The sequence below is a fragment of the Microbacterium sp. AB genome (assembly GCF_032878875.1).
Lineage (GTDB): Bacteria > Actinomycetota > Actinomycetes > Actinomycetales > Microbacteriaceae > Microbacterium > Microbacterium betulae.
The window spans coordinates 1200611-1224249 of record NZ_CP118157.1 but is presented as its reverse complement, the minus strand read 5'-3'; the positions used below and the strand labels follow the sequence as shown (position 1 = coordinate 1224249).

At 72.0% G+C, this 23639-nt stretch carries 18 protein-coding genes; 9 read left to right on the top strand and 9 right to left on the bottom strand.

Going from position 1 to position 23639, the window contains the following annotated elements:
• The first annotated feature begins 41 nt into the window (after window positions 1-41).
• Genes N8K70_RS05820 through N8K70_RS05810 form a run of 3 tightly spaced genes read left to right on the top strand, consistent with a single transcriptional unit; the run spans window position 42 to window position 4344 of the window.
• Window positions 42-1952, top strand: a complete 1911-nt coding sequence (locus N8K70_RS05820) for a glycosyltransferase (RefSeq protein WP_317140659.1) — start codon at window positions 42-44, stop codon at window positions 1950-1952.
• Window positions 1949-2956 carry a glycosyltransferase gene (locus tag N8K70_RS05815; protein ID WP_317140658.1) on the top strand — a complete coding sequence of 336 codons (1008 nt, stop codon included), beginning with the start codon at window positions 1949-1951 and terminating at the stop codon, window positions 2954-2956. The genes N8K70_RS05820 and N8K70_RS05815 overlap by 4 nt, the downstream gene beginning before the upstream one ends.
• Window positions 2953-4344, top strand: a complete 1392-nt coding sequence (locus N8K70_RS05810; protein WP_317140657.1) for a hypothetical protein — start codon at window positions 2953-2955, stop codon at window positions 4342-4344. The genes N8K70_RS05815 and N8K70_RS05810 overlap by 4 nt, the downstream gene beginning before the upstream one ends.
• A gap of 9 nt (window positions 4345-4353) precedes the next feature.
• Here the strand turns inward: N8K70_RS05810 and N8K70_RS05805 are convergent, their stop codons facing one another.
• From N8K70_RS05805 to N8K70_RS05780, 6 genes are all read right to left on the bottom strand, one after another.
• Window positions 4354-5505, bottom strand: coding sequence for a glycosyltransferase family 2 protein (locus tag N8K70_RS05805; protein WP_317140656.1), 1152 nt, complete (start codon window positions 5503-5505; stop codon window positions 4354-4356).
• 72 nt (window positions 5506-5577) lie between these two features.
• Window positions 5578-6741 carry a glycosyltransferase family 2 protein gene (locus N8K70_RS05800; protein ID WP_317140655.1) on the bottom strand — a complete coding sequence of 388 codons (1164 nt, stop codon included), beginning with the start codon at window positions 6739-6741 and terminating at the stop codon, window positions 5578-5580.
• A gap of 3 nt (window positions 6742-6744) precedes the next feature.
• Window positions 6745-10200: a glycosyltransferase family protein gene (locus N8K70_RS05795; RefSeq protein ID WP_317140654.1), complete on the bottom strand. Its 3456-nt coding sequence runs from the start codon at window positions 10198-10200 to the stop codon at window positions 6745-6747.
• 97 nt (window positions 10201-10297) lie between these two features.
• On the bottom strand, window positions 10298-11047 hold the full coding sequence (locus tag N8K70_RS05790; protein ID WP_317140653.1) for an ABC transporter ATP-binding protein: 750 nt from the start codon (window positions 11045-11047) through the stop codon (window positions 10298-10300).
• Entirely contained in the window at window positions 11047-11838 is a 792-nt protein-coding gene (locus N8K70_RS05785; RefSeq protein WP_317140652.1) for an ABC transporter permease, read from the bottom strand. The genes N8K70_RS05790 and N8K70_RS05785 overlap by 1 nt, the downstream gene beginning before the upstream one ends.
• Before the next feature lie 41 nt (window positions 11839-11879).
• The gene (locus N8K70_RS05780; protein ID WP_317140651.1) at window positions 11880-12935 is read right to left on the bottom strand and encodes a glycosyltransferase family 2 protein; all 1056 of its coding nucleotides are present in this window, start codon (window positions 12933-12935) and stop codon (window positions 11880-11882) included.
• An 86-nt stretch (window positions 12936-13021) separates the two neighbouring features.
• Here N8K70_RS05780 and N8K70_RS05775 point away from each other — a divergent pair, with 86 nt between their 5' ends.
• Window positions 13022-14122 (top strand): glycosyltransferase, encoded by a 1101-nt coding sequence (locus N8K70_RS05775; RefSeq protein WP_317140650.1) that lies wholly within the window; start codon window positions 13022-13024, stop codon window positions 14120-14122.
• Window positions 14119-15054, top strand: a complete 936-nt coding sequence (locus N8K70_RS05770) for a lysylphosphatidylglycerol synthase domain-containing protein (protein ID WP_317140649.1) — start codon at window positions 14119-14121, stop codon at window positions 15052-15054. Before N8K70_RS05775 ends, N8K70_RS05770 begins: the two co-directional genes overlap by 4 nt.
• Before the next feature lie 18 nt (window positions 15055-15072).
• Here the strand turns inward: N8K70_RS05770 and N8K70_RS05765 are convergent, their stop codons facing one another.
• Both N8K70_RS05765 and glf read right to left on the bottom strand, forming a co-directional pair.
• Entirely contained in the window at window positions 15073-17115 is a 2043-nt protein-coding gene (locus N8K70_RS05765) for a DUF6541 family protein (RefSeq protein ID WP_317140648.1), read from the bottom strand.
• Window positions 17116-17158: 43 nt separating this feature from the next.
• Window positions 17159-18298: a UDP-galactopyranose mutase gene (glf, locus tag N8K70_RS05760; protein WP_317140647.1), complete on the bottom strand. Its 1140-nt coding sequence runs from the start codon at window positions 18296-18298 to the stop codon at window positions 17159-17161.
• Between the two features lie 111 nt (window positions 18299-18409).
• Between glf and N8K70_RS05755 the strand changes: the two genes are divergently transcribed.
• The 4 genes from N8K70_RS05755 (at window position 18410) to N8K70_RS05740 (ending at window position 22388) form a co-directional block, all read left to right on the top strand.
• Window positions 18410-18898: a GtrA family protein gene (locus tag N8K70_RS05755; protein ID WP_317140646.1), complete on the top strand. Its 489-nt coding sequence runs from the start codon at window positions 18410-18412 to the stop codon at window positions 18896-18898.
• Window positions 18895-19731, top strand: coding sequence for a glycosyltransferase family 2 protein (locus N8K70_RS05750; RefSeq protein WP_317140645.1), 837 nt, complete (start codon window positions 18895-18897; stop codon window positions 19729-19731). The genes N8K70_RS05755 and N8K70_RS05750 overlap by 4 nt, the downstream gene beginning before the upstream one ends.
• Window positions 19728-20687: a glycosyltransferase family 2 protein gene (locus N8K70_RS05745; RefSeq protein ID WP_317140644.1), complete on the top strand. Its 960-nt coding sequence runs from the start codon at window positions 19728-19730 to the stop codon at window positions 20685-20687. The genes N8K70_RS05750 and N8K70_RS05745 overlap by 4 nt, the downstream gene beginning before the upstream one ends.
• Window positions 20688-20831: 144 nt before the next feature.
• Entirely contained in the window at window positions 20832-22388 is a 1557-nt protein-coding gene (locus N8K70_RS05740; RefSeq protein ID WP_317140643.1) for a DUF2142 domain-containing protein, read from the top strand.
• 91 nt (window positions 22389-22479) lie between these two features.
• Here N8K70_RS05740 and N8K70_RS05735 read toward each other — a convergent pair whose 3' ends face one another.
• On the bottom strand, window positions 22480-23577 hold the full coding sequence (locus tag N8K70_RS05735; protein WP_317140642.1) for a hypothetical protein: 1098 nt from the start codon (window positions 23575-23577) through the stop codon (window positions 22480-22482).
• Window positions 23578-23639: the final 62 nt, after the last annotated feature.

Here is a 23639-nt window from a genome sequence, read left to right as displayed (position 1 = left end):
CGATCCTGGCGCCGATCCCGTCTTGCATCCGAGGTTCCGCCGTGGCACACGTCCTTCAGAGCGTGGTCTTTCCGCTCGACAGAGACCCCGACCTTCTTCCGCTCTACGTCGACCCGGAGGTCTGGTCGACGATCGACGAGGAGCCCGTGCGGGTCTCGGACGTCTCCCACCTCGCCGACGTGCTCGGGCGCACGCGCGCACGCATCCCGGCGGGCACGCGCGTCTCGTTCGCGACCTACTTCAACGCGTTCCCCGCCTCCTACTGGCAGCACTGGACGAGCGTGCGCTCCGTGCGGCTGACCGTCCGCACGGAGGGAGAGGCGACCGTCCTCGTCTACCGCTCGACGGGCGAGGGCGCCCAGCAGCGCGTCGACACGAAGGACGCCGACGGCGACGCGGCGACGACCTTCGACATCCCCCTCACGCAGTTCAGCGACGGCGGATGGATCTGGTTCGACATCGTCGCCGGCGCCGGGGACGTCGTCCTCGCGGGCGGCGAGTGGACGACGGAGCGGGAGCCCGCCCGCACCGGCAAGGCCTCGCTCGGGATCACGACCTACAACAAGCCCGGCTACTGCGTCGACACGCTCACGGCGCTGTCCGAGGCGCCCGAGGCCCTCGAGCTCGTCGATCGCGTCCTCATCGTCGACCAGGGCACGCAGAAGGTCTCCGATCAGGACGGCTACGCCGAGGCCGCAGCCGTCCTGGGCGAGCAGCTGCAGGTCATCGAGCAGCCCAACCTGGGAGGCTCCGGCGGCTTCGCCCGCGCGATGCACGAGACGCTGCAGCGTCCGGAGAGCGACTTCATCCAGCTCCTCGACGACGACGTGCGCATCGAGCCCGAGTCGATCCGCCGCTCCATCACGTTCGGCCGCTACGCGACGAAGCCCGTGCTCGTGGGCGCGCACATGTTCGACCTGCTCAACCGGCCCCGCCTCCACGCCTGGGCCGAGGTCGTCGACGAGGCGCCCTTCATGTGGCGGAACCTCTTCCAGGAGGAGCTGCCGCACGACTTCCGCCGGGCGAACATCCGGCAGACCCCGCTGCTGCACATGCGGATGGACGCCGACTACAACGGCTGGTGGATGTGCCTCATCCCGACCGAGGTGATCCGGGAGATCGGTCTCGCGCTCCCCGCCTTCATCAAGTGGGACGACGCCGAGTTCTGCCTGCGCGCCCGCGAGGCCGGGTATCCCACGGTGTCGCTCCCCGGAGCCGCGCTGTGGCACGTGTCGTGGATCGGCAAGGACGACTCGATCGACTGGCAGGCGTACTTCCACGCCCGCAACCGGATCGTGGCCGGCCTCCTCCACTCGAACGCCCCGCGCGGAGGCACGCTCATCCGGCACTCGCGCCGGGTCGACCTCAAGCACCTCATGATGATGCAGTACTACCCCGTGGCCCTGCGCAACCGCGCGCTGCGCGACGTGCTGCGCGGGCCGTCGCACATGGCGGAGAACATCGCCACCGCGATGCCCGAGGCCCGGTCGCTGGCCGCGCGCTTCCCGGAGACCGTCGTGCACCGCGATCCCGACGTCCTCGTGCGCTCCCGACGCGGCAGGCAGGTCTTCCAGCGCCTCAAGGAGCACGTGTTCGACAGCCCGGCGGGCTGGAGGCTGCGTCTCTTCACGGTGCAGGCGCTCGTGTCGCACTGGTTCCGCGTGCCCGATCCGGCGAACGTCGAGACCCCCGAGGTCGAGTTCGGCAAGGCGGACGCGCACTGGTGGCGCGTCCCCCTGTTCGACTCCGCCGTCGTGAGCGCGGCGGACGGCTCCGGCAAGAACGTGTACACGCGGGACCGGCTGCTGTTCCGGCGCATGCTCGTCGACTCCGTGCGGCTGCACGCGCGCCTCAGGCGGGAATGGCCCCAGCTGCGGAAGCAGTACCGCGACGCCCTGCCCGGCCTCGTCTCCGAGGACTCGTGGCGCCAGATCTTCGGGAGCAAGGCATGAGCGAGAAGTCGTCCGTCGTCGAGCCCGCATACGATCCGAAGGCCTTCGACCCCGCGAGCGCCACGATCGTGGTCGTGACCTACAACCGCTCCCACCTGCTGGCGAAGCTGCTCGTGTCGATCACCGCGATGGACCCGAAGCCGGGGCACGTCGTGATCGTCGACAACGCGTCGGGCGACGACACGACCGAGGTCGTGGAGTCGTTCCGGGAGTCGATCGGGACGAGGATCGTCTACCGGCGGCTGGAGGAGAACACGGGCGGATCGGGCGGCTTCAGCGAGGGCATGCGCGCGGCGTACGAGCTCGGCTCGACGTGGATCTGGCTCATGGACGACGACGTCGAGGTCCTGCCGGACGGGCTCGCCCGCATGGGCGTCTGGGCGCCGCGCTTCAAGAGCATCCAGGGGCGCCGCTACGACTACGACGGCAGCGAGTTCTACTGGCAGTACCGGCTGTCGATCCCCCTCGGCATCCCCATCCCCTTCGCCCCTGCGGGGTTCGACGCGACGGGCTACCGCGAGATGAACTCCGGCTGCTTCGAGGGCATGTTCATCCACCGCGACATCGTGCAGAAGGTCGGCCTCCCCGACCCGCGCTTCTTCATCTACTGGGACGACTCGGTGTACGGCTGGCTCGCGTCGCTGCACACCACGAGCGCCATCGTGGACGAGTTCGTGCTGCGCCGGACGCGGGAGATCAGGCAGTGGGACATGGGCGTGCGCCACCTCAACGCCTCGAGCAACGCCTACCGGTACTACATCATGCGCAACCGCGGCATCATGAAGCACTACTTCGCGGAGCACGGCGCCTACCGTCCGGCGCGGTTCGCCGTCGGCACGGCTCTGACCTTCGTCAAGGAGCTCATCCGCCTCGTCGCCGTCGAGCGCACCGTCCGCGGCACGAGCAACCTCTTCCGGGGCATCCGCGACGGCGCGAGGATCGCGAACGACCGCTCGTGGCGCACGATGCCGCCGCTGAGCGAGGTCGCCGCCGACAGGGCGTGAGCGTCCCCGACGCCGAGACAGCCGGGCCGACGGCCCGGCGCGGACGACGTGCCGCGATCGGGGAGGCCGTCTTCCCCGTCGCGGCTCCCTCGCGGGCGAGGCCCCTCCCCCGGGCGGCGGCGTACCTCGCCGCGTTCCTCGCGGGGATCGCGTACCTCGTCCTCATCCCCGCCGGGCGCTCCCACCTCTTCCGGGTGTGGGCGGAGGACGGGAAGGAGTGGCTGAGCGACGCGGCGCGCGACGTCCCGTTGTCGCACCTGTTCGATCCGCTCGGCGGATACTTCCACGCCGTGCCCCGCGTCCTCGCTCAGGCGGTCGTGACGGTCCTCCCCGTCGACCTCTGGGCCGTGGGCATGGCCGTGGGCGCGGCGGCGGTGCGCGTCGGCTGCGCGCTGCTCGTGTTCCACGTCGCGCGCGGGCACGTGCCGTCGTCCGTCGCGCGCTTCGCGATCGCCGCGAGCGTCGTGCTCCTCCCGACCGGCAACAGCGACACCGTCAACAACGCCGCCAACCTGCACTGGTTCCTGTTCTTCGCGCTCTGCTGGACGATGCTGTGGCGCCCCCGCACCCGGGCGGGGAGCGCGGGCGCGATCCTGTTCACCGCGGCCGCGGGGCTCAGCGTGCCGCTGGGCCTCGTCCTCTCCCCTCTCGCGATCGCGCGGATCGTCCTCCTGCCGCGGTGGCGCGACAAGACGTCCGGCCTCGTCCTCCTCGTCACGGCGGGTGCGGTGCTCGCCGTCGCGATCGGCGCCGACCGCCCGCGCGCCGAGGTCGACGCGGGGGCGCTGGCCCTCTCCGCCGCGACGCGCAGCACGCTCGTCATGCTCATCGGGCCGCAGGCGGCAGGAGACCTCATCGTCGCCTCCGGCGGCAGGCTCTGGCCGATCGTCGCCGCCACGGCGGCCGCCATGCTCGTCGTCCTGGGGCTCGCCGGCGCGGCGTTCGCGCTCGGCCGTCCTCCGGAGCGCGTGCTTCTGGCGGGGCTCGTCCTGCTCGGCGCGCTCTGCGGCGTCGCCTCGCTCGCCGTGAACTGGCAGGACTTCCTCGCCGTCCACGACGAGCTGCGCACGCCCCGCTACTCCACGCTCCCCGCTCTGCTGCTCTTCGCGGCTCTCGTGGTGTCGCTCGTCGTGATCGCCCGGCGGCGACGTCCCGTCGCGATCGCGGCAGGCGCCCTCGTGGGCATCCTCGTCGTGGGCGGCGCGGCCTGGCAGCTCGCCGACGACCCGCAGGCGCCCGGCTCGCCCGTCGTCGACGGGATCACGTGGGAGGACGCCCTCGACGACGCACGCACCGACTGCCGGGAGATCGGCCACGAGAACGTGAAGGTCGCCATCCTGCCGCACGACGGCTGGACGGCCGTCCTCCCGTGCGACCTCCTCGACTGAGGCTCCTGCTCAGAGCTCCCCGGGCGCCGTGGCCTGCTCGTCGACCTTCTGGAGGACGCGCTCGCGGCGCGCGAACCGCGGCTTCCGCGGCGCGTACACGACGAGCGCATGGAACGCGTAGCGCGCGATGAACGCGATCACGAGCGTGATGGCGGTGGCGAGGACGCTGCTGATGTGCCACGACTCCACCATGAGCCCCATCATCGGGATGCGGATCACGGCCTCGGCGTTGTTGAAGGCGAACGACTTGGCGAATCGCGACCAGCGCCCCGTCGCCTCGTCCAGCATCTCCCGGAAGACGAAGCGCTCCTGCAGGAGGAAGTTCCCGACGATCGTGACCTCGGAGGCGATCACGGCCGCCCAGAGGTAGAACAGGCCGGCCTCCGTCAGCGTCCAGAGGATGAGGAGGTTCAGCAGCGCGCCGAACAGCCCGATGGCGGCGAACCCCGACATCTTCCCGAACCGGAGCGCGGCGAGCTGCGCGATGAAGTGGAAGCCCTGCCGCACCGACGCCTTCGAGCCCCCCGCGATCCGCTCGGCGAACTGGAACGGCACCTCGGCGATCCGGAGCTGCTGCCGCGCGAGGACCTCGAGCAGGATCTTGAAGCCGCGCGGACGGAGCGTCTCGAGGTCGATGCGACGGCGGTCCACGAGGAAGAAGCCCGTCATCGGATCGGTGCAGCTCCGCAGTCGCAGGGGGAACATCGCCTTCGTGAGCGCCGTCGTCGTGCGGGAGACGAGATTGCGCGACAGCCCCGCGAGCCCCTCGGACGACCCGTCGTCGACGTACCGCGAGGCGACGACGACGTCGGCGTCGCCCGCGGAGAAGCGATCGACGAGATCGCGCACGACCTCGGGCGGATGCTGCAGGTCGCCGTCCATGACGACGCACACGTCGGAGCCCGCGGCCCGCAGCCCCTCGATCACGGCCCCGCTCAGCCCGCCGGTCGCCTCGTCCCGGTGCAGCACGCGCACGGCCATCGTCGAGCCGGCCGCGACGCGCACGACCTCGGCGGGGGTGTCGTCGGAGGAGTCGTCGACGAAGAGGACCTCGCAGCGGAAGCCCGTCGTCGCCCGTTCGAGGCGCCGGACCAGGGGTGCCACGTTCGGAGACTCGTTGAAGGTGGGCACGATGATCGTCAGGTCGGGCTGGGCGGTCATCGAGCGTGCTCTCGTCTTGATCTCTCGGGTCTCGTCGCCGTGCCGGATGGACGCGGCCGGATCACGTGAACACTATCCCAGCAGCGCCCCGAGGCGCTGCCTCACCCCGCGGACCAGCCTGCCGGCGGCGCGGCGCACGCGGGCCTCGGGGTTGCGGGCGAGCCGGTCCCGCTCGGCCACCGCGGCATCGCGCTCCTGCTCGGCGCGACGGCGTACCGCTGCCTCGCCGCGGTACAGGTCGCGCCACCTCGTGCTCGCCTCGATGTGCTCGATCTCGAGCGGGATGACGATCCTCGCGAGCTCCGCGGCCCGCGTGCGCTCGTCGTCCGAGTAGCCGTCCCACGTCGCCTCGAGCAGCGGGGCGAGACGCTCCGGACGGAGCGCCGTGCCGCCGTCGAGCAGGCCGCGCAGCGACGCGAGCACCCGCTCGTCCTTCGTGAAGCCGTCGCCCGGCTCGGCGGCCGGATGGCGCACGAGGTAGAGCGGCTCGAGCACCCCGGCCTTCCAGAAGCGGTAGTCGCGCATCCCGTGGTGGCGCGGGCTGGGGTTGAGCGTCGGGTTGGCGTCGTACGAACGCCCCGTGTTGACGATCTTCGTCGAGTACTGCTCGTAGGTGCGCCACGGGAAGTGCAGCACCTCGATCGCGAACCGGTCGTCGGGGGCGCCCATGCTGGGGATGTCGACGCCGTGGTTCCCCTGCTGCACCGTGACGTCGGCCTTCCCCACGTGCACCGCGTCGGCGGAGGGGTGCGCGTGCAGGGCGACGGTCTCCATGAGGGTCGACTCCTCGCGCTCGTCGCGCCACACGAGACGCCCGAAGGCCGCGCCGCGCCGCGCGGGCTCACCCGTCATGTTCACGACGGGGGCGTGGAACGAGCCGATCCCCGTGGGGATCCCCGTGAAGGCGTCCTTGAGCGTGAGCCCCGGCGTCCGCGCGAGGAAGAACTCGTCGGCGTCGGCGTTCAGCACCCAGGTCGCGCCGTGCACGGTCGCCGCGCGCGAGGCCATCCCCGAGACGACGGCGGTCTGGTTCTTGTCGTGCGCGAGGTAGTCGTGGACCTCCAGTCGGCCCGTCCCCGCGTAGTCCTCGAGGATCTCGCGGGTCCCGTCCACGGAGCCGTTGTCCGTGACGATGACGAGGTCCACGCCCTGGGCGAGGTGGTGCTCGATCATCGCCGCGACGATGTCGGCCTCGTCGCGCACCATGAGCGTCATGACGATCTTGGGGTCGCGCATGGGTCAGCGCCTCTCCTTCCGCGCGGCGAGCGCGTCGTCCAGCAGCGTACGGGCACGGGCGTCGAACGAGTGCTCCGCGACGGCCCTCTCGGCGAGTGCGGCGAGCTCGTCGGCCGTCGGCCACGCATCCGACTCCGGGTCGAGCAGCCGCCTGAGATCGGCGACGGTGCGGTACATCTGCACCTGCGGGCCGAAGACGTCCTCCATCCCCGGGACGACGTCGCTCACGATCCGCGTGCCCGTCGCGGCGGCGTCGAAGAGCCGGTTCGAGAAGAACCCGTTCTCGGCCATGTCCGACCAGTGGTCGTTGAGCACGAAGGCCGCCGATCCGTACGCCGCCGGCACGTCGTCGTTGTGGATGCCGGCGCCCTTCACGAAGCGCGGGTCGATGAACTGCTCCCAGCCGTCGTCGCCGTAGACCTCCGGGGTCGCCCCCGCCGCGATCGTGTCGAGCACGATCGGCCGCGCGACGCCGCGCGTGCGGCCGACGAAGAGCACGCCGTCGCGCTCGGCGCCCTCCCCCGCGGCCGGATGGAACTTCGTCGTGTCGGTCGCCTGCAGGAGCGTCCGGACGTCGACGCCCCAGTGCTCGCTCGTGCGCTCGGCCCAGGGGCGGCCCGCGGCGTAGATGCGCTGGAACCCGCTCTCGAGCTCGTACCGCGTCACGAGGTCGGGATGGCTGATGACCCACAGGAGGTTGATCGCACCCGGCTGCGGCAGGTACCGCTCGAGGCCGCGCAGGGTCAGCGTCACGTCGTCCCAGGACGTCGACGACGGCCGGTCGTGCGCCGTGCGCCTGTCGATGACCGCCTCCTGGCCGAGCCGCCGGAGCGCGCCCGCGAGGGATTCGGCGAAGTACGTGTCGCCCCAGGAGTCGCCCGAGATGTCGCCGGTCGCCGAGGTCTTGATCGCCCAGCGCAGGCGCGGGGCCTTCTCGTCCACCACGGCGGCGGGAGTGCGCGCGTAGATGATCGCAGGCTCCCACAGCGGGCTTCCCGCCGGCACGCGCCAGCGCACGTCCTCGATCTGCACGGCGTTGCCGGCGAGCACGTCGCGGTCGTCGAGATCTCCCACGAGCTCCTGCCGCCACCGGCGGGCGAACCGGCGGCGGTTGTCGAAGTGATGGTTGTGACGGCCGGGTGTGCGGCTCTCGTAGTGCACCACGCGCGACGCGGTCCGCACGTGCAGCCCGCCCTTCGCGCGCAGCTGCATGCAGAGGTCGACGTCCTCCATGCCGTTGACGTAGTGCGGGTCGAACCCGCCCGCCTCGCGCAGGTCGTCGTAGCGGACGGCGAGGCACGCGCCGGTGAGCGCGGAGAACGCGTAGTCGTCGAGGGAGGCCTCCACGTCGAGCGGATGCACGTCGGCGAGAAGATGGCGCGGCATCGACATCCCTCCCAGGAAGATCGTGCCCGCCGTCTGGACCGTGCGGTCGCCGTAGAGGAGGAGCGGCTGCACGGCGGCCGTCCCCGGGTCCTCGAGCGCCTCCACGAGCGGCTCGAGCCAGCCGGGCTGGACGGCCGTGTCGTTGTTGAGGAAGACCGTGAGGCGCCGGGCCGCGTCGGACGCGGCGACGTCGGAGCCCAGGGCGAAGTCGGTGTTGCGCGCCATGCGGCGGACGACGACGCGGTCGACGCCGGCGAAGGCGGTGTCGAGGACGCTCGTGACGGGACGACGCGAGCCGTTGTCGACGATGTGCACGACCGTGTCGTCACCCGTCGTGGCGAGCACGTGGCGCACCGCCGTCAGCGTCATCCGCCAGTCCTCGAACGTCGGGATGGCAACGGCGACGCCGTCCGACGGCGTGCGGTCGAAGGGGGCGAGGAAACGGCTGCGCGCGGTGTTCGCCCCCGCCCGCGCGTCGAGCGCGCCGACCTCCTCCGAGGCGATCATCCGGATGAGCGGCTCCTCGATCGCGACGCACGCGGTCTCGGAGGCGGCGAGCGCGATGAGCTCTCTCCAGGCCACGCCGAGGTCGAGCGAGGCGTCGGGGAGGACCGCCCGCTCCCCCGAGCCGGCGAAGACGACACCGGCCCCGTCGCCCGCGGTGACCCAGAGCGCGTCGTCGGTCCGCAGCCACGGCTGCGCCGCCGTCTCGGAGACGGCCGCCGCCGCGGGGGCGCCGGGGTGCTCGGCGAGCGCCCGCAGCGCGGAGGACAGCAGGTCGTCCTCCCACTTCTGCGCGGGGGTCCAGAGCGTCCAGCCGTCGGGCCGGGTCGTCTCGACGAACCGGCGCACGACCGCGCCGAACGTCTCGTCCACGTCGGCGCGCGCGACGCCGTCGAGCGCGGCCGTCTCGTCGATGAGCGCCTCGGTCTCGGGAAGACGGGGGATGTCGTCCTGCTCGATGATGACAACGCGCAGGCCCGTGATCCGCTGACGGAAGACCGCGCGCAGGGCGTCCACCGAGGCCGGCGTCGTCAGATGGCGCTCGTCGACGAAGACGAGGCACGTCCCGTCGACCGTCTCCGCGCCCGTCCGGCCCGCGCGGCGGTGCCGGGCGAGCACGGGGTCCGTCGCCCACTTCATCGACTCCTGCCGGTGGTACTCGGCCGTGCGGGCGCGCACGATCCGCTCGGCCGTCTCGCGGGCGACGGGGTCCACGCCCTCGCTCGAGGGCGTCGAGGAGGTCGCGGGCGCATGCTCGAGGAAGTGCGCGAGCAACGACGCGGGCGCGGCCTCGCCGCCGATCCGCTGGGCGTACCGATGCCCCCAGAAGTGCGGGGACGCCTGCGCCTTCTCGCCGCCCTCGACGAAGTCGAGGAAGAGGTTCACGGGGCGGCCTCGGCGCACGAGCGACCGCTCGAAGACGTGGTACCACTCCGCCTCGAAGAACGGGTTCGGGAGCCGCCCGTCCAGCTCGCCGTTGGCGATGTAGTCGTCGAGGGCGGCGTGCAGCGTGATCGGCTGCGCGCCGCCGACCTGGCTGGCGTAGAAGGGGATGTCCATGAGCCGGTGCGCGATGATGCGCTGCGCGGCGGGGGCGAGCTCGGCGCAGCGCTGCAGGTACGCGAGCCACGACATCGTGGCCGGCCCGACCCGGACCATGACGCTCTCGGGCGCACGGCGCGCGCGCCTCGTCAGCTCGACGACGCCGGCCTCGTTGTCCTCGGGCGCATAGCGGCTCACGCGGAACGGGAAGGGCGCGTGCGCGTTGAGGGCGAGACCCGCCAGCGCGTTGCGGAGCACGACGGCCGCCGCGAGGGTGAAGCGCGTGCCCGGCGCGTCGACGAACGGGTTGGGCACGACGCCGAGGCGCCATCCCTCCCGGAAGTAATGCCTGGCCGCCTCGTCGTCGTCGGAGAACGACCGTCCGATGGTCATGCCGTAGTGCTCGGCGACGACGAGATTGATCCCGGCGGCGGTGGGGGCGTAGGGCACCGTGAGGCGCTGCAGCACCGGCCCCACCCGCGGACTGTCGGCGATCCGGCGGACAATGCCCTTCACACGATTGCTCATCCCGCGCCGTGCTCCTTCCGATCACAGGCCACTGCGGCCCGAGTCATCGTACCGACACCCGGCTGACGAACCGCCGGGACGCGGGAGGCGGACGCCGTCACACGGGATTGTCGCCGTTGTACGCCTCGACGACGTCCGTGATCGGGCCGTCGAGCACGAGCCGGTGATCGCGGATGTAGAGCCCGCGCGTGCAGAAGCGCCGCAGGTCCTTCTCGCTGTGGCTGACGAAGAAGAGCGTGCGGCCCTCGGCGAGGAGCTCGTCGATCCGGGCGTAGCACTTGGCCCGGAACGCCTTGTCCCCGACCGCGAGCACCTCGTCGACGAGCAGGATGGGGTCGTCGAGCTGCGAGACCACGGAGAAGGCGAGCCGCACCTTCATGCCGTTCGAGAGGTGCTTGTAGGGGGTGTCCTGGAACTCCTCCAGCTCGGAGAAGGCGATGATCCCGTCGTAGCGGCGAGCCACCTCGGCCCTGGTCATGCCGTGCAGCCCCGACGTGAGGCGCACGTTCTCGCGGACCGTGAGGTCGCCGACGAAACCGCCCGTGATCTCGATGAGCGGCGCCACGCCGCCGTTGACCGTCACGACGCCCTCATCGGGCAGCAGCACGCCCGCGACGAGCTTGAGCAGCGTCGACTTCCCCTGGCCGTTGCGGCCGATGACGCCGATCGCCTCGCCGGGGCGCACCTGGAAGGACACGTCGCGCAGCGCCCAGAACTCGTCCTTCGGCGCCCGGCGCGCCGAGCTCGCGAACATCGACTTGATGCTCTGCCGGCCCCGGCGGTTGCGCCGGAAGCGCACGCCGAGGCCCGTGACCTCGATCGCGTGCGCGTCCCCCGTCGTCGTCATCACAGCTCCTTCAGCAGCGGGCGCTCGAGGCGCCGGAAGACGAACACGCCGAGGCCCAGGAACGCGAAGCACATGATCGCGCCGACGACGACGGCGAACGTGTCCCACTGCTCGGGGAAGAAGCCGGCGCGGTAGAGCGTGAAGATGCCGGCGAGCGGGTTGAAGGCGCCGACGTCGCGGAACACGCCGGGCAGGTCGTCGATGCTGTAGATGATGGGCGTCGCGTAGAACAGCGCGCGCAGGATGAGGCGCGTCGTCCGCTCCAGGTCGGTGAACAGCACGCACAGCGGTGCGACGAGCAGCCCGAGACCCACGAGGAGCACCGTCTGCAGCAGCACGCCGAGCGGGAACAGCAGCAGCTGCCATCCCACCGTCGCTCCCCCGAACACGGCGAACAGCGCGAGCACCGGCAGCGAGCAGAGGAACTCCACGCCCTTGCTGAGCACGATGCGGTTCACCCAGATCGACCGGGGGATGGCGGTGGACCGCACGAGCTTGGCGTCCTTGTTGAAGGCGCGCGTGAAATCGGCGACGGAGGAGTTGAACCAGACCCACGGGAGAAGCGCGGACATGAGGAAGACGATGTACGGCTCGGCGCCGACGGTGCGGTGGAAGACCTGCGTGAAGACGAACCAGTAGATGAGGCTCATGACGAGCGGGTCGAGGACCGACCACAGGTAGCCGAGCCAGCTCGTCGCGTAGCGCACCCGGAGGTCGCGGGCCGAGAGCAGCCAGAGCGAATGCAGGTAGCGCCGCGGCGTTCCGGGGGCTCCTACGGCGCGGTCGGTCACGATGTCGATCTTACGGTCGTCCCGGCGGCGCCCCTCCCAGGCTACGAGCCTCCGTCGAGCGGCCGACCGTCGCGCAGCGCGGCCGGCGGCGCGATCGGCATCGACGGGTGCGTCGTCGCGTCGTCGGCGCTCGGCCGACGGGGGTCGACGGTCCGCTCCGGCGCGTACTGCACGGACTTGAGCCGTTCCAGGGTGTCCTCGAGCAGGGTGCGGTTGGTCCGCAGCATGTCGCTGATGACGAGCAGCGCCACGCTCAGCAGGCTCCCCACGAGCATGGCCGTGCCGAAGATGAGCGACTGGATGTGCTGACCGGCCTCCCCCATCAGGGTCAGGATCAGGAAGCGGGCGAACGGCACGGCCGCCAGCACGAAGAACAGCGCGGCCAGGCTGAGGAAGAGCGCATGCGGCTTGAACATGATGTAGCTGCGGAGGATGGCCTGGCCCGACCGCCCCATGTGCTCGAAGATGTTCGAGAAGAGACGCGACTCGCGGGTCTTCGGGTTCGTCGTGATCGGCAGGCTCTCGATGCGCAGGCGCTTGTTGCCCGCCTGGATGATCGTCTCCATGCAGTAGCTGAACTCGGTGACGACGTTCAGGCGGTACAGCGCCTCCCGGGAGTATGCGCGGAAGCCGCTGGCGGCATCGGGCAGGTCCGTGCCCGCGGCGAAGTTGACCACCCGGCTGCCCATGGACTGCATGAGCTTCTTGAACGGCGAGAAGTGCGCGATCGTCTTCGTCTGCCGGTCGCCGATGACGATGTCGGCCTCCGCGCGCACGATGGGCTGGACGAGGTCCGCGATGCGCTCCTGCGGGTACTGGTTGTCGCCGTCGGTGTTGACGACGATGTCCGCGCCGTGCTGGAGGGCGTAGTCCACGCCGTCGCGGAACGACCTCGCGAGCCCCATGTTCCGCGTGTGGAACACGAAGTGCTCGACGCCGAGGGAGCGCGCGACCTCGATCGTGCGGTCCTGCGACCCGTCGTCGATCACGAGGACGTGGATCTCGTCGATCCCCGGGATCTCCCGGGGGATCCCCGCGAGGACGAGGGGGAGCGTCTGCTCCTCGTTCAGGCACGGGATCTGCACGAAAAGTCGCATGGCCTCCATCGTAGATCCCGGGATGCCCTCACCCGCGCATGCGAGGATGGGGGCGCTTCCCGCGCAGAGAGGACCCCAGGACGCCCGTGACCATCGTCGCCTTCGGCACCTACGACGCCGCAAAGCATCCTCGTGCCGGGATCGTCATCGACGGCCTCCGTGAGCACGGCCACGAGGTGCTCGAGATCAACCGCCCCCTCGGCTTCAGCACCGCGGAGCGCGTCCGCATGCTGCAGCAGCCCTGGCGGCTGCCCGCGCTCGCCTGGCGGCTGCTGCGGTGCTGGCTCGCGCTGTGGCGGGAGGCGAGGGCGCTGCGCCGACGCGCGGGCGAGCCCGACGCCGTGCTCGTCGGCTATCTCGGGCACTTCGACGTCCTGCTCGCCCGGCGGGCGTTCCCGCGCTCGACGATCGTCCTCGACCACCTCGTCTTCGCCGGGGACACCGCCCGCGACCGGGGGGCGGAGGGATGGCGGGTGAGGCTCCTCCGCGGCCTCGACGCGCGCGCTCTCGCCGCGGCGGACATCGTCCTCGTCGACACCGCCGAGCACGGGGCGCTGCTGCCGGAGGGCGTCGAGGGGATCCACGTGCCCGTCGGCGCGCGCGCGGAGTGGTTCGACGCCCGCGAGAGCCGGGACGACGCCGCGGGGTCCGCGCTCTCCCTCGTCTTCTTCGGCCTCTTCACCCCCCTCCAGGGCGCGCCCGTGATCGCCCGCGCGCTGCGCCTCGCGCAGGAGGCCGGCGCGCGCTTCATCGCGACGATCGTCGGGACGGGACAGGACCACGCGCAGGCGCGCGCCGAGGCCGGCGACATCGACGGCGTGACGTGGATCGACTGGGTCGAGCCGGGCGCGCTGCCGGCGCTCGTCGCCCGTCACGACGTGTGCCTGGGCGTCTTCGGCACCTCCGACAAGGCCCGCCGCGTCGTGCCGAACAAGGTGTACGAGGGCGCGGCGGCCGGATGCGCCGTGCTCACGAGCGACACCCCGCCGCAGCGCGCCGCGTTCGACGGCGGCGCGCTGTTCACGGCCGCCGGGGACCCGGAGGAGCTCGCGGCGGCGATCGTCGCGCTCGCGGAGGACCCCGGACGGCGCGCGGAGCTCCGCGCGCTCGCGACCTCGGCCTCCGAGCGCTTCCGCGCGCGCTCCGTCGTGACGCCGCTGGCGCTCCGGCTGCACGAGGCGCGATGAGACGCGTCGTCGGCGCACTCCGCTCACCCGCCGTCAAATGGGCGTTCCTCGCGATCGCGCTCGCCTTCGCGGTCTGGTTCGTCGCCCGCAACTGGACCGGCATCTCCACGGCGCTGCGGGACATGCCGGCGTGGACGCTCGGCGCGTCGCTCGGCGCGAGCGTCGTCTACGTCGCCCTCACCCTCGTCGCATGGCGCACCATCCTGAAGGATCTGGGCCATCCGCTCGGGCTCGGTCCCTCCACGGCGCTGTTCGGCCTCAGCCAGCTCGGCAAGTACATCCCCGGCGGCGTCTGGAACATCGCCGCGGCCGCCGACCTGGGGCTCGCTCACCGCATCCCCGCTCGACGATCGGTGGCGGCGATGTCGGTCGCCGTGCTCATCTCGATGGTGTCGGGCGTCGCGGTCGGCGCGGTCGGGTTCCTCGTCGCGCCGACCCCGGCGCTGGCGGAATGGGCCTGGGTGATGTGGTTCGGCGTGCCCCTGCTCGTCCTGCTGCTGCCGCCCGTCATGAACCGGCTGCTCGCGCTCGTGTGGCGGGCGATGCGGCTCGCCCCCCTGGACACGTCGTTCTCCACGGCGGGGATCGGGGCGGCGACCCTGTGGTCGGTGCTCGCGTGGATCGCCGCGGGGCTCTCGGTCGGCTTCCTCGCCGTCGGGCTGGGCGCGCCGCTCACGGCGGCCACCTGGGTCCAGTCGACGGGCGGCTACGCCCTGGCGTGGGTCGCGGGGTTCGTCGTCGTGTTCGCCCCCGCCGGGGCCGGCGTCCGCGAGGTGGTGCTCGCCGCCGCGCTGGCCGGGGCGCTCCCGGCCGCCGCGGCCGTCGCGCTCGTCCTGGTCAGCCGTGTGCTGCTGACGGTCGTGGACCTCTGCCTCGCCGGCGCCGGCGTCCTCGTCGCGCGCGCCGAGCGCCGTCGCCTCGGCGCGCCGTGAGGTCCGTCCCGCTCCTCGTCACTCCGGCAGCGGGCCGCACTGGTCGATGCGGTACAGCGTCGACTCGCCGTCCGTCGCGACCTCGGTGAAGAGCCCCTTCTCGACCGCCGCGTGCGGTCCGGGGAAGTGGTTCCCCGCCGGGTCTCCGCCGCCGAACTCGTGCGGGTTGTAGAGCACGTACCGCACGTCCAGCGCGTCGAGGGCACGGCAGACCGCGGGGTCGGTCTCGATGTCCTCCAGGTCCCATGCGAGCGTGCGGCGGAACGGGTCCCACTGCCCGTTGACGTGCGGGAAGACGGGCTCGCGTCCGGCGAAGAGCTGGGTGAGGGCGGAGCCGTCCCAGGGATCGCCCAGGACCCGCTGTCCCCCCGGCACGACGCCCGCGACGCGGTCGTCCATGAAGTCGATCTGCTTCTGCGACACGATCTGCCACTCCGCGCCCTCCGCGGGCTGCTCGAAGACGCCGGCGACGGCGGAGGTCGTCCCGGTGAGCGCGAGACCGCCAGCCGATGCGAGCGCGACGGCGACCGCGGCGGGCACGGCGAGCTGCGGCAGCCCGAGACGGCGGGCGGTCAGCTGCCGTTCCGCACGGAGCACGCGGCGCGCCACCGCCAGCACGCCCAGCGTCGCGAGCGGGACGGCGAGCACCGGCAGCGCGGCGGCCAGACGGAAGCGGTCCTTGTACCAGATGCCCGTGAGGAGCTTGGCGACGACGCCGTCCGACCCCGCCGCGAGCACGAAGAGGACGGCCACCAGCGCGAACGACACGACGATCCAGCGCGTGCGGCGGGTGCGCAGCGCGGCCGCCGCGCCGACGATCACGGCGATGGAGAGGAATGGCGCGATGGTCGTGACGGCGCCCCCGGCGCCCGTCATCGCCTGGAAGGTGAGCACCTGGACGACGCCGTCCCAGATGCCCTGCACGGCCTGCGCCTGCGGACCCGACAGCCGGTCCTCCAGCGGCTCGTCGAAGAGGCCGAGCCGGAGCACGGCGTAGGCGAACGCCGCCGCCGCCGCGAGGAGGGCGACGGTCGCCGCGACGACGAGCGACACGACGGCGCGACGGCGCGCCCGCGCCCCGCCCCGCAGGGCGCGCGCGAACGCGCCGCCCAGGACGCCGAGGGCGAAGGGGAGCACGATGAGCGCCCAGGTCGGCAGCACGCGCGGGTGCGAGACGCCGAGGGACGCGACGGCCACGATCACGCCGAGCACGCCGAGGAGCGCTGCGGGGGCCCGCCTGCCCGGACGCGCGGCGCGGACGCCGCGGATCGCCAGCACCGTGACGGCCACGGCGGCCGGCAGCAGGGCGTGCGCGAGGCCCGTGGGGTAGATCGTGCCCCACGACAGCAGCGCGTAGGGGAACGATCCGAACGCCGTGCCGAGCGGCAGCGCGACGAGCGCCACGACGCCGGCCGGCCGGCCGGGCAGCGCGACCTGGGCGAGCCAGGCCACGCCGGGGAGCCACACGAGCGCCTGCACGGCGATCCACGTCGCGTTGACCGCGACGGGGACCGAGGAGCCGCTCCCCTGCGCCGTCATCGCCACGAGCTGATGCCAGGCGGCCGGGTAGTAGGCGATCCCCGTCGCCTCGGTCTCGATGAGCGAACGGAGCGTGAGCGGCGACGCGGGGAAGCCGTCGAGGATCGCCGAGACCGCCGAGAGGTGGAACACGTTGTCGTAGGTCTGGGAGATGCGGCTGGGATCGGGCACCCCCGCGAACGCCACGACGACGATGACGATCGCGGAGAGCGCCCACACGACGGCGAGCGCACGGCGGTCGGTCCGCGCGCCGGTGACGACGAGGGCCGGGCGCCGGCGGCGGACGGCCGCCGACACGAGGAGCCCTGCGAGGGCGACGGCGAGCACCTGCGTCAGATGGAAGGGCAGCCCGGCCGCGCCGAAGACGACGCCCGCGAGCCCCGCGCAGCACACTCCGACGAGCCCCGACACCGCGACGCGCGCGACCGCGCCCATCCGCAGCGGCGCCGTCGCGAGGAGACCGGGGACCACGACCGCGAGGCACGCCGAGAGGATCGCCGGCAGCGCGGCGAGCCAGCTCACGGTCGCCTCCCCACTCGGCTCATGGCGGCGTGGACGGCGAGCCTCAGCCGTTCAGCTCGTTCTGCCACATCGTCAGCGCCGAGCCGATCGCCATGTGCATGTCGAGGTACTTGTAGGTTCCCAGGCGGCCTCCGAAGAAGACGTCCTTCTCGCCCTTCGCGAGCTCGCGGTAGGCCAGCAGGCCGGCGCGGTCGTCCTCGGTGTTGACGGGGTAGTACGGCTCGTCGCTGCGCTCGGCGAAGCGCGAGAACTCCCGCATGACGACGGTCTTGTCGTCGGGGTAGACCTCGGCCCGCTCGGGGTGGAAGTGCTTGAACTCGTGGATGCGCGTGTACGGGACGTCGGCGTCGGGGTAGTTCATGACGCTCGTGCCCTGGAAGTCGCCCACGTCGAGCACCTCCTCCTCGAAGTCGAGCGTGCGCCAGCCGAGCGCGCCCTCGGCGTAGTCGAAGTACCGGTCGACGGGGCCCGTGTAGACGATCGGGAGCTGTCCGACGAGCGCCTTCCTGTTGAGGGGCTGCGACGCGTCGAAGAAGTCGACGCTCAGCTTCACGTCGATGTTCGGATGGTCGGCCATGCGCTCGAGCCACGCCGTGTACCCGTCGGTGGGCAGCCCCTCGTGGGTGTCGTTGAAGTAGCGGTTGTCGTAGGTGTAGCGGACGGGGAGTCGGCTGACGATGTCGCCCGAGAGCTTGTGCGGGTCGGTCTGCCACTGCTTCGCGGTGTAGTCGCGGAAGAACGCCTCGAAGAGCGGACGCCCCACGAGGGCGATGCCCTTCTCCTCGAAGTTCTGCGCCGTCCTCACGTCGAACTCGCCCGCCTGCTCCCGGATGAGCGCGCGCGCCTGGTCGGGCGAGTACGCGGCCTGGAAGAACTGGTTGATCGTGCCGAGGTTCACCGGCAGCGGGTACACGACGCCGCTGTGGTTCGTGTAGACGCGGTGCACGTAGCTCGTGAACGTCGTGAAGCGGTTGACGTACTCCCACACCTTCTCGTTCGAGGTGTGGAAGAGGTGGGCCCCGTAGCGGTGCACCTCGATGCCCGTCGTCGGCTCGTTCTCGCTGTAGGCGTTGCCGCCGATGTGGTGCCGGCGGTCGATGACGGTGACCTTCCGCCCGGCGGCGGCTGCCCGCTCAGCGATCGTGAGTCCGAAGAAGCCGGAGCCGACGACGAGAAGATCCATGCGGAGGTGCTCTTTCTGTAGACGAAACGCCACGGCCGAGCGCTCCGGAGGACGGGGCGGCGGCCGGGGAAGAGTCTACGTGCACGCTCCTGCCGTATCCTGTTGCGGCACATGAGCAACGAAGAATCCCCCGCCGAGGCCGAGTCCATCGCCGGGATGAGCGGGCCGGACGGCCCGCTGCTGCGCCTCATCAAGGACCGCCGGGTGGCGTTCCTCCTCGTGGGCGCCGTCAACACCGCGATCGGCTTCGCGTGGTTCATCCTCTTCTCGGCGCTGTTCCGCACCTGGTGGCCGGGCGTCGACTGGACGGTGTTCGCCGTCATCGTGTGCGCGCAGATCACCAGCACGCTGAGCGCCTTCGTCTTCTACCGCAAGCTCGTGTTCCGCGTGAAGGGACACGTCTGGCTCGACTTCTTCCGCTTCCAGCTCGTCTACCTCGGCACGTTCGTCCTGAACCTCGTCGTGGTGCCGCCGCTGAAGATCTGGCTCGGCTGGGATGAGATCTTCGCGCAGTTCCTCTTCACCTTCGTCATCGCCGTCGCCAGCTGGTTCGGGCACAGCCGCTTCTCGTTCCGCCGCAGCAAGGAGGACGCGTCATGACCGCGTCGCCTCCGCGCGTCAGCGTCGTCGTTCCCGCCTACAACAACGCGCGCACGCTGCACGAGACGCTCCGATCGGTGCTCGACCAGGACGCGGACGGTCTCGAGCTCGTCGTCGCCGACCATTCGTCGTCCGACGACACGTGGGACGTGATGCAGGAGTTCGCCGGCGACGGACGCGTCACGCTGCTGCGGACGGAGGCCGGCGGGGGCGCGGCGCGCAACTGGAACCGCGTGACGGACGCCGCCACGGGCACCTACGTCAAGCTCGTCTGCGGAGACGACGTGCTGCGCCCGGGCGTGCTCGCGCGCCAGGCCCGCCTCCTCGAGCGCTCGGGCGCCGTGCTCACCGCGTGCCGCCGCGACGTCGTCGACGCGCAGGGCAAGGTGCTCATGGCGGGCTGGGGGCTCAGCGGGCTCAGCGAGCCCATGTCGGGCGCCGAGGCGCTGCGGCGCACGGTCCGCGCCGGCCGCAACCTGCTCGGCGAGCCCGCGTCCGTCATGATGCGCCGCGACGCCCTCGTGGCGGCGGGGGGCTGGGACGACCGGTTCTCGTACCTCATCGATCTCGCGAGCTACGCGCGGGTGCTCGTCGGGGGCGGCTTCACCCCGGACGCGCAGGTCGGCGCGACCTTCCGCATGAGCGACACGCAGTGGTCCGTCGCGCTCGTGGACGAGCAGACGTCCGAGGCCCGCGCGTTCCACGCCGGGCTGCGCGCAGAGCATCCCGAGGTGCTGTCGGAGGCGGATCGCCGGATGGGCGATCTGCGGGCGGGGCTCATGGCCCGGGCGCGGAGGATCTCCTACCGTGTCCTGGGAAGGAGGATGGGATGACCGAGGGCCGAAGGCGCATCGCCTACGTGCTGCCGATCTACGACGAGGAGGGGAACATCCCCCTCCTCTACGAGCGTCTGCGCTCGGCGACGGACGGGCTGCGCGACCGCTACGACCTCGAGTTCGTCTTCGTCGACGACGGGAGCCGCGACCGGTCGCTCGAGCTGCTGCGCGGCCTGCGGGCGCAGGACCCGCGCGTCTCGGTCTACGCACTCGCCCGGAACTACGGCCACCAGATCGCCGTCACGGCGGGGCTCGACGTCGCCGACGCCGACGCCGTCATCGTGATGGACAGCGATCTGCAGGACCCGCCGGAGGTGAGCCTGGAGCTCATCGCCCGGTGGGAGGACGGCGTCGACGTCGCGTACGCGCAGCGCCGCACGCGCGACGACGGGCTGTTCAAGCGCACGACCGCGCACGGCTTCTACTGGCTCCTGAGCAGGCTCTCGAACGTCGACATCCCCCGCGACACCGGCGACTTCCGCCTCATGGACCGCCGCGTCGTCGACGAGCTGCGCCGGCATCCCGAGCGCAACCGGTTCATCCGCGGTCTCGTCGCCTCCATCGGCTTCCGGCAGGAGGCCGTGCTCTTCGACCGCGACGCGCGCCACGCCGGGGAGACGGGCTACCCGCTGCGGAAGATGCTGAAGCTCGCCGGCGACGGCATCTTCGGGTTCTCGACCGCGCCGCTCAAGCTCATCAGCCGCGTCGGCGGGGCGATGGCGGCGCTGGCGTTCCTGTGGACCATCTACCTCGTCGTCGCACGCCTCGTGAACCCCGAGTCCGTCATCGAGGGCTGGACCTACCTCGCCGCGGGGATGTTCCTGCTGGGCGGCATCCAGATGCTCATGCTGGGCGTCGTCGGCAGCTACCTCGGGCGCATCTACGTCGAGGTGCAGAGGCGCCCGCTCTACGCGTTCTCCGTGGCCGATGCCGGCCCGCCGCGCGGCGCATGAGCACGCGAACACGGCCACGTTAGGATTGACCGTCGCTTCACGCCGGAGCGAAGCCGCGTGCGCGCCGACCAGCGCACCGCGTCGTCGGCCGTCTCTACGAGAGCCCTCCTTCCTATCGTGTCTGCCCCCTCGGATCCTCCGGTGATGTCCACGTCGCGAGCCGGCCTGCGCCGCAGCGCCCCGCGGGACGCCGGCTCCCTCCCCGTCACCCGCAGGGAGCGGTGGACGGTCGGCGCCGTCACGGCGGCCTTCGTCGCCGTGGTGGCGTTCTGGGCCCTCTTCACGCCCGTGTTCGACGCTCCGGACGAGACGCTGCACGTCAACAGCGCCGCGCGTCTCGCCGAGGGGGGCGGATGGCCCGACCCCGGCGAGGCGCGGTTCCAGGCGATGGTCGCCGACGCGCGCGGCGAGGCCGCATGGCCCGCCGCGGAGCGGGCGACGTTCGCCGAGCTGCGCGCCGAGGACCCCGGAGACGTCGGCCTCGACCAGATGACGCAGCATCCGCCGACGTACTACCTCTACGTGAGCGTCTTCCTGCGGGCCGTCGACTTCGTCGACCTCCGCGTCGACGTCGCGCTGCTCATCGCCCGGCTGAGCGGCCTCCTCTTCGCCGCGCCCTTGCCGTTGCTCGTCTGGGACAGCGTGCGACGGGTCACCCGCAGCCGCCGCGCCGGCATCGTCGGCGCGGCGTCGCTCCTCGCCGTGCCGCAGCTCGCGCACATCCTCGGGTCCGTCTCCAACGACGTCATGATGATCGCGTTCGGATCGGCCGTCGTCTGGCTCACGGTGCGGCTCATGACCGGCGACGCGCGCCGACGGGTCGTGGTGGGCCTCGGCGTGGCGCTCGCGCTCGCGCTGCTGACGAAGTCGACGGCGCTCCCCCTCGTCCCGTTCGCCGGGCTCGCGCTCCTGCTCTGGCCGTCCGCCCTGCCGCTCGCCCGGCGCATCCGGCGCACGGCGCTGGCGGCGGTCATCGCGCTCGCGGGGGGATGGTGGTGGGTGCGCAACCTCGTCGTCCACGGAACGCTGCAGCCCGCGGGGATCGTGTACGAGCCGACGCCGTGGGCGGACGGCACGGGGCCCGACCCGCTGTTCTTCGCCGAGCAGCTCTGGCAGCGCGTGTCGAGCAGCTTCTGGGGCAAGTTCGGGTGGCTCGACTACCCCATCCCGACGTTCCTCAGCGACATCCTCACGGTCGTGTGCCTCGCCGTCGTCATCGGCTTCGCCATCCGCCGCGGTCCGCTGCGGTGGCAGACGGTCGTGCTCGCCGCCCTCCCCGTCGTCACCTTCGCGGCGATGCTCACCCAGACCTGGCCGAGCTATGTGCGCACGCAGCTTCCCGCCGGCATGCAGGGACGCTACTTCTTCGTCATCATCGTGCCGCTCATCGTCCTGAGCGCCGTCGCCTGGCGACGCCTCGTCGCCCCCGCGTACCGCCGCCGAGCGGGCGTCGCGATCGTCCTCGCCTCGGCGGCCATGGCCGTCGTCGGCTATACGACGGAGTTCGCCCTCGCGTACGGCGGCGATGCGCGCCGGACTCTCGACCTGCTGCCCGGCAGCGACGCGGCGAACATCGCCGCGGTCGTCCTCACCGCCCTCGTCGGCCTGACCGCCGTCGTCGCCGCGGTGCTCTTCGTGGGGCGTGGGTCATCCGTGCCCGTGCTCGCGCACGATGCCGACCACCGGGAAGCGCACGTCTGACCGACGCCGCTCGTGATGCGGCCGAGCGGGCCGAACGTCACAGCGGCGCCCGCCGGCCCGAAGGCCGGCGGGCGCCTCGTGCCGTTCCGGCTCAGCCTCGGCGGCGCCGTGCCGCACCGGCTCCGACGGCGCCCGCCGCCAGCAGGATCATGGCGCAGGCCGTGACCACGCCGACGACCGCGCCGTCCCCGCCGGTGGGCACCAGCGGTGCGTCCTCATCCGCATCCTCGTCGGGAGCGGGGATGCTCGGCTCGGGCGATGGCTCGGGATCCGCGCTCGGCTCGGGCTGCGGCGCCGGCTCGGATGTCGGCTGAGGCTCCGGCTCCGGCTCCGGCTCCGGCTCCGGAGCGGACTCCGCCACGATCTCGATGCCGTCCCAGCCGATCAGCCCGTTCTGCGGATCGGAGACGACCACGCCGCGCGGTCCCGGCACGAGGTCTGCCGGCAGCGTCACGAGGACCGTGCCCCCCGTATCCAGCTCGACCGTCGCCAGCAGCGACGGCTCGGGCGAGTGCAGCCAGACGTGCACGGTCTCCCCGGCACGCTCCGCGCCGGCCGCGACCGGGATCTGAGCGCCCGCCTGGGCGAGCTCGGGCACGTCGATCGATCCGCGGTTCTCCTCCGTCAGCTGCTCCGGAGCGATCGGCGCCGGCTCCGGATTCGGCTCCGGCTCCGGCTCCGGCTCCGGCTCCGGTTCCGGCTCCGGGAGGGGCCCGCCCTCCACCGTCGCGGCCCACTCGAAGTCGAACCCGCCGCAGGCGATGTCATAGTCGCCACGAGGGTTGGCCTCCACGATGTCGGCCGTCCCCGTGCCCGACGCCGTCCCGTCGGCGTCGACCGCACCGGAGAACCGCCAGGTGATCCACCGGTCGTACTCCTCGACGTACCCGGACTCCCACTCGATCACGAACGGCTCGCCCGCCGTCAACGGCGTGGCGGGGATGTCACCCGGCCAGTGGATCGGCGTGGGCGCCGGCTGGATGGGGTATCCGCCGCCGCAGTAGCTCGTCATCTCGACGCCGCTGAGCACGCCGTTCTCGTCGATGCGGAAGGTGAGATCCGAGTCGTAGTTCTCCGAGCTGCTCGCCCCGTCGTACGTCCCTTCCGGCGGAGCCTCCGCCGCAGACGCGGGAGCGACGCAGATCATCGTCAGCGCCGCGGCGCCGACGGCGCCTGCTCCGGCCCGCAAGGACCATCTCTGTCGACTGGCCACCACGCGGGGCGCACGTTTCGAGTTCACGGACTCTCCTC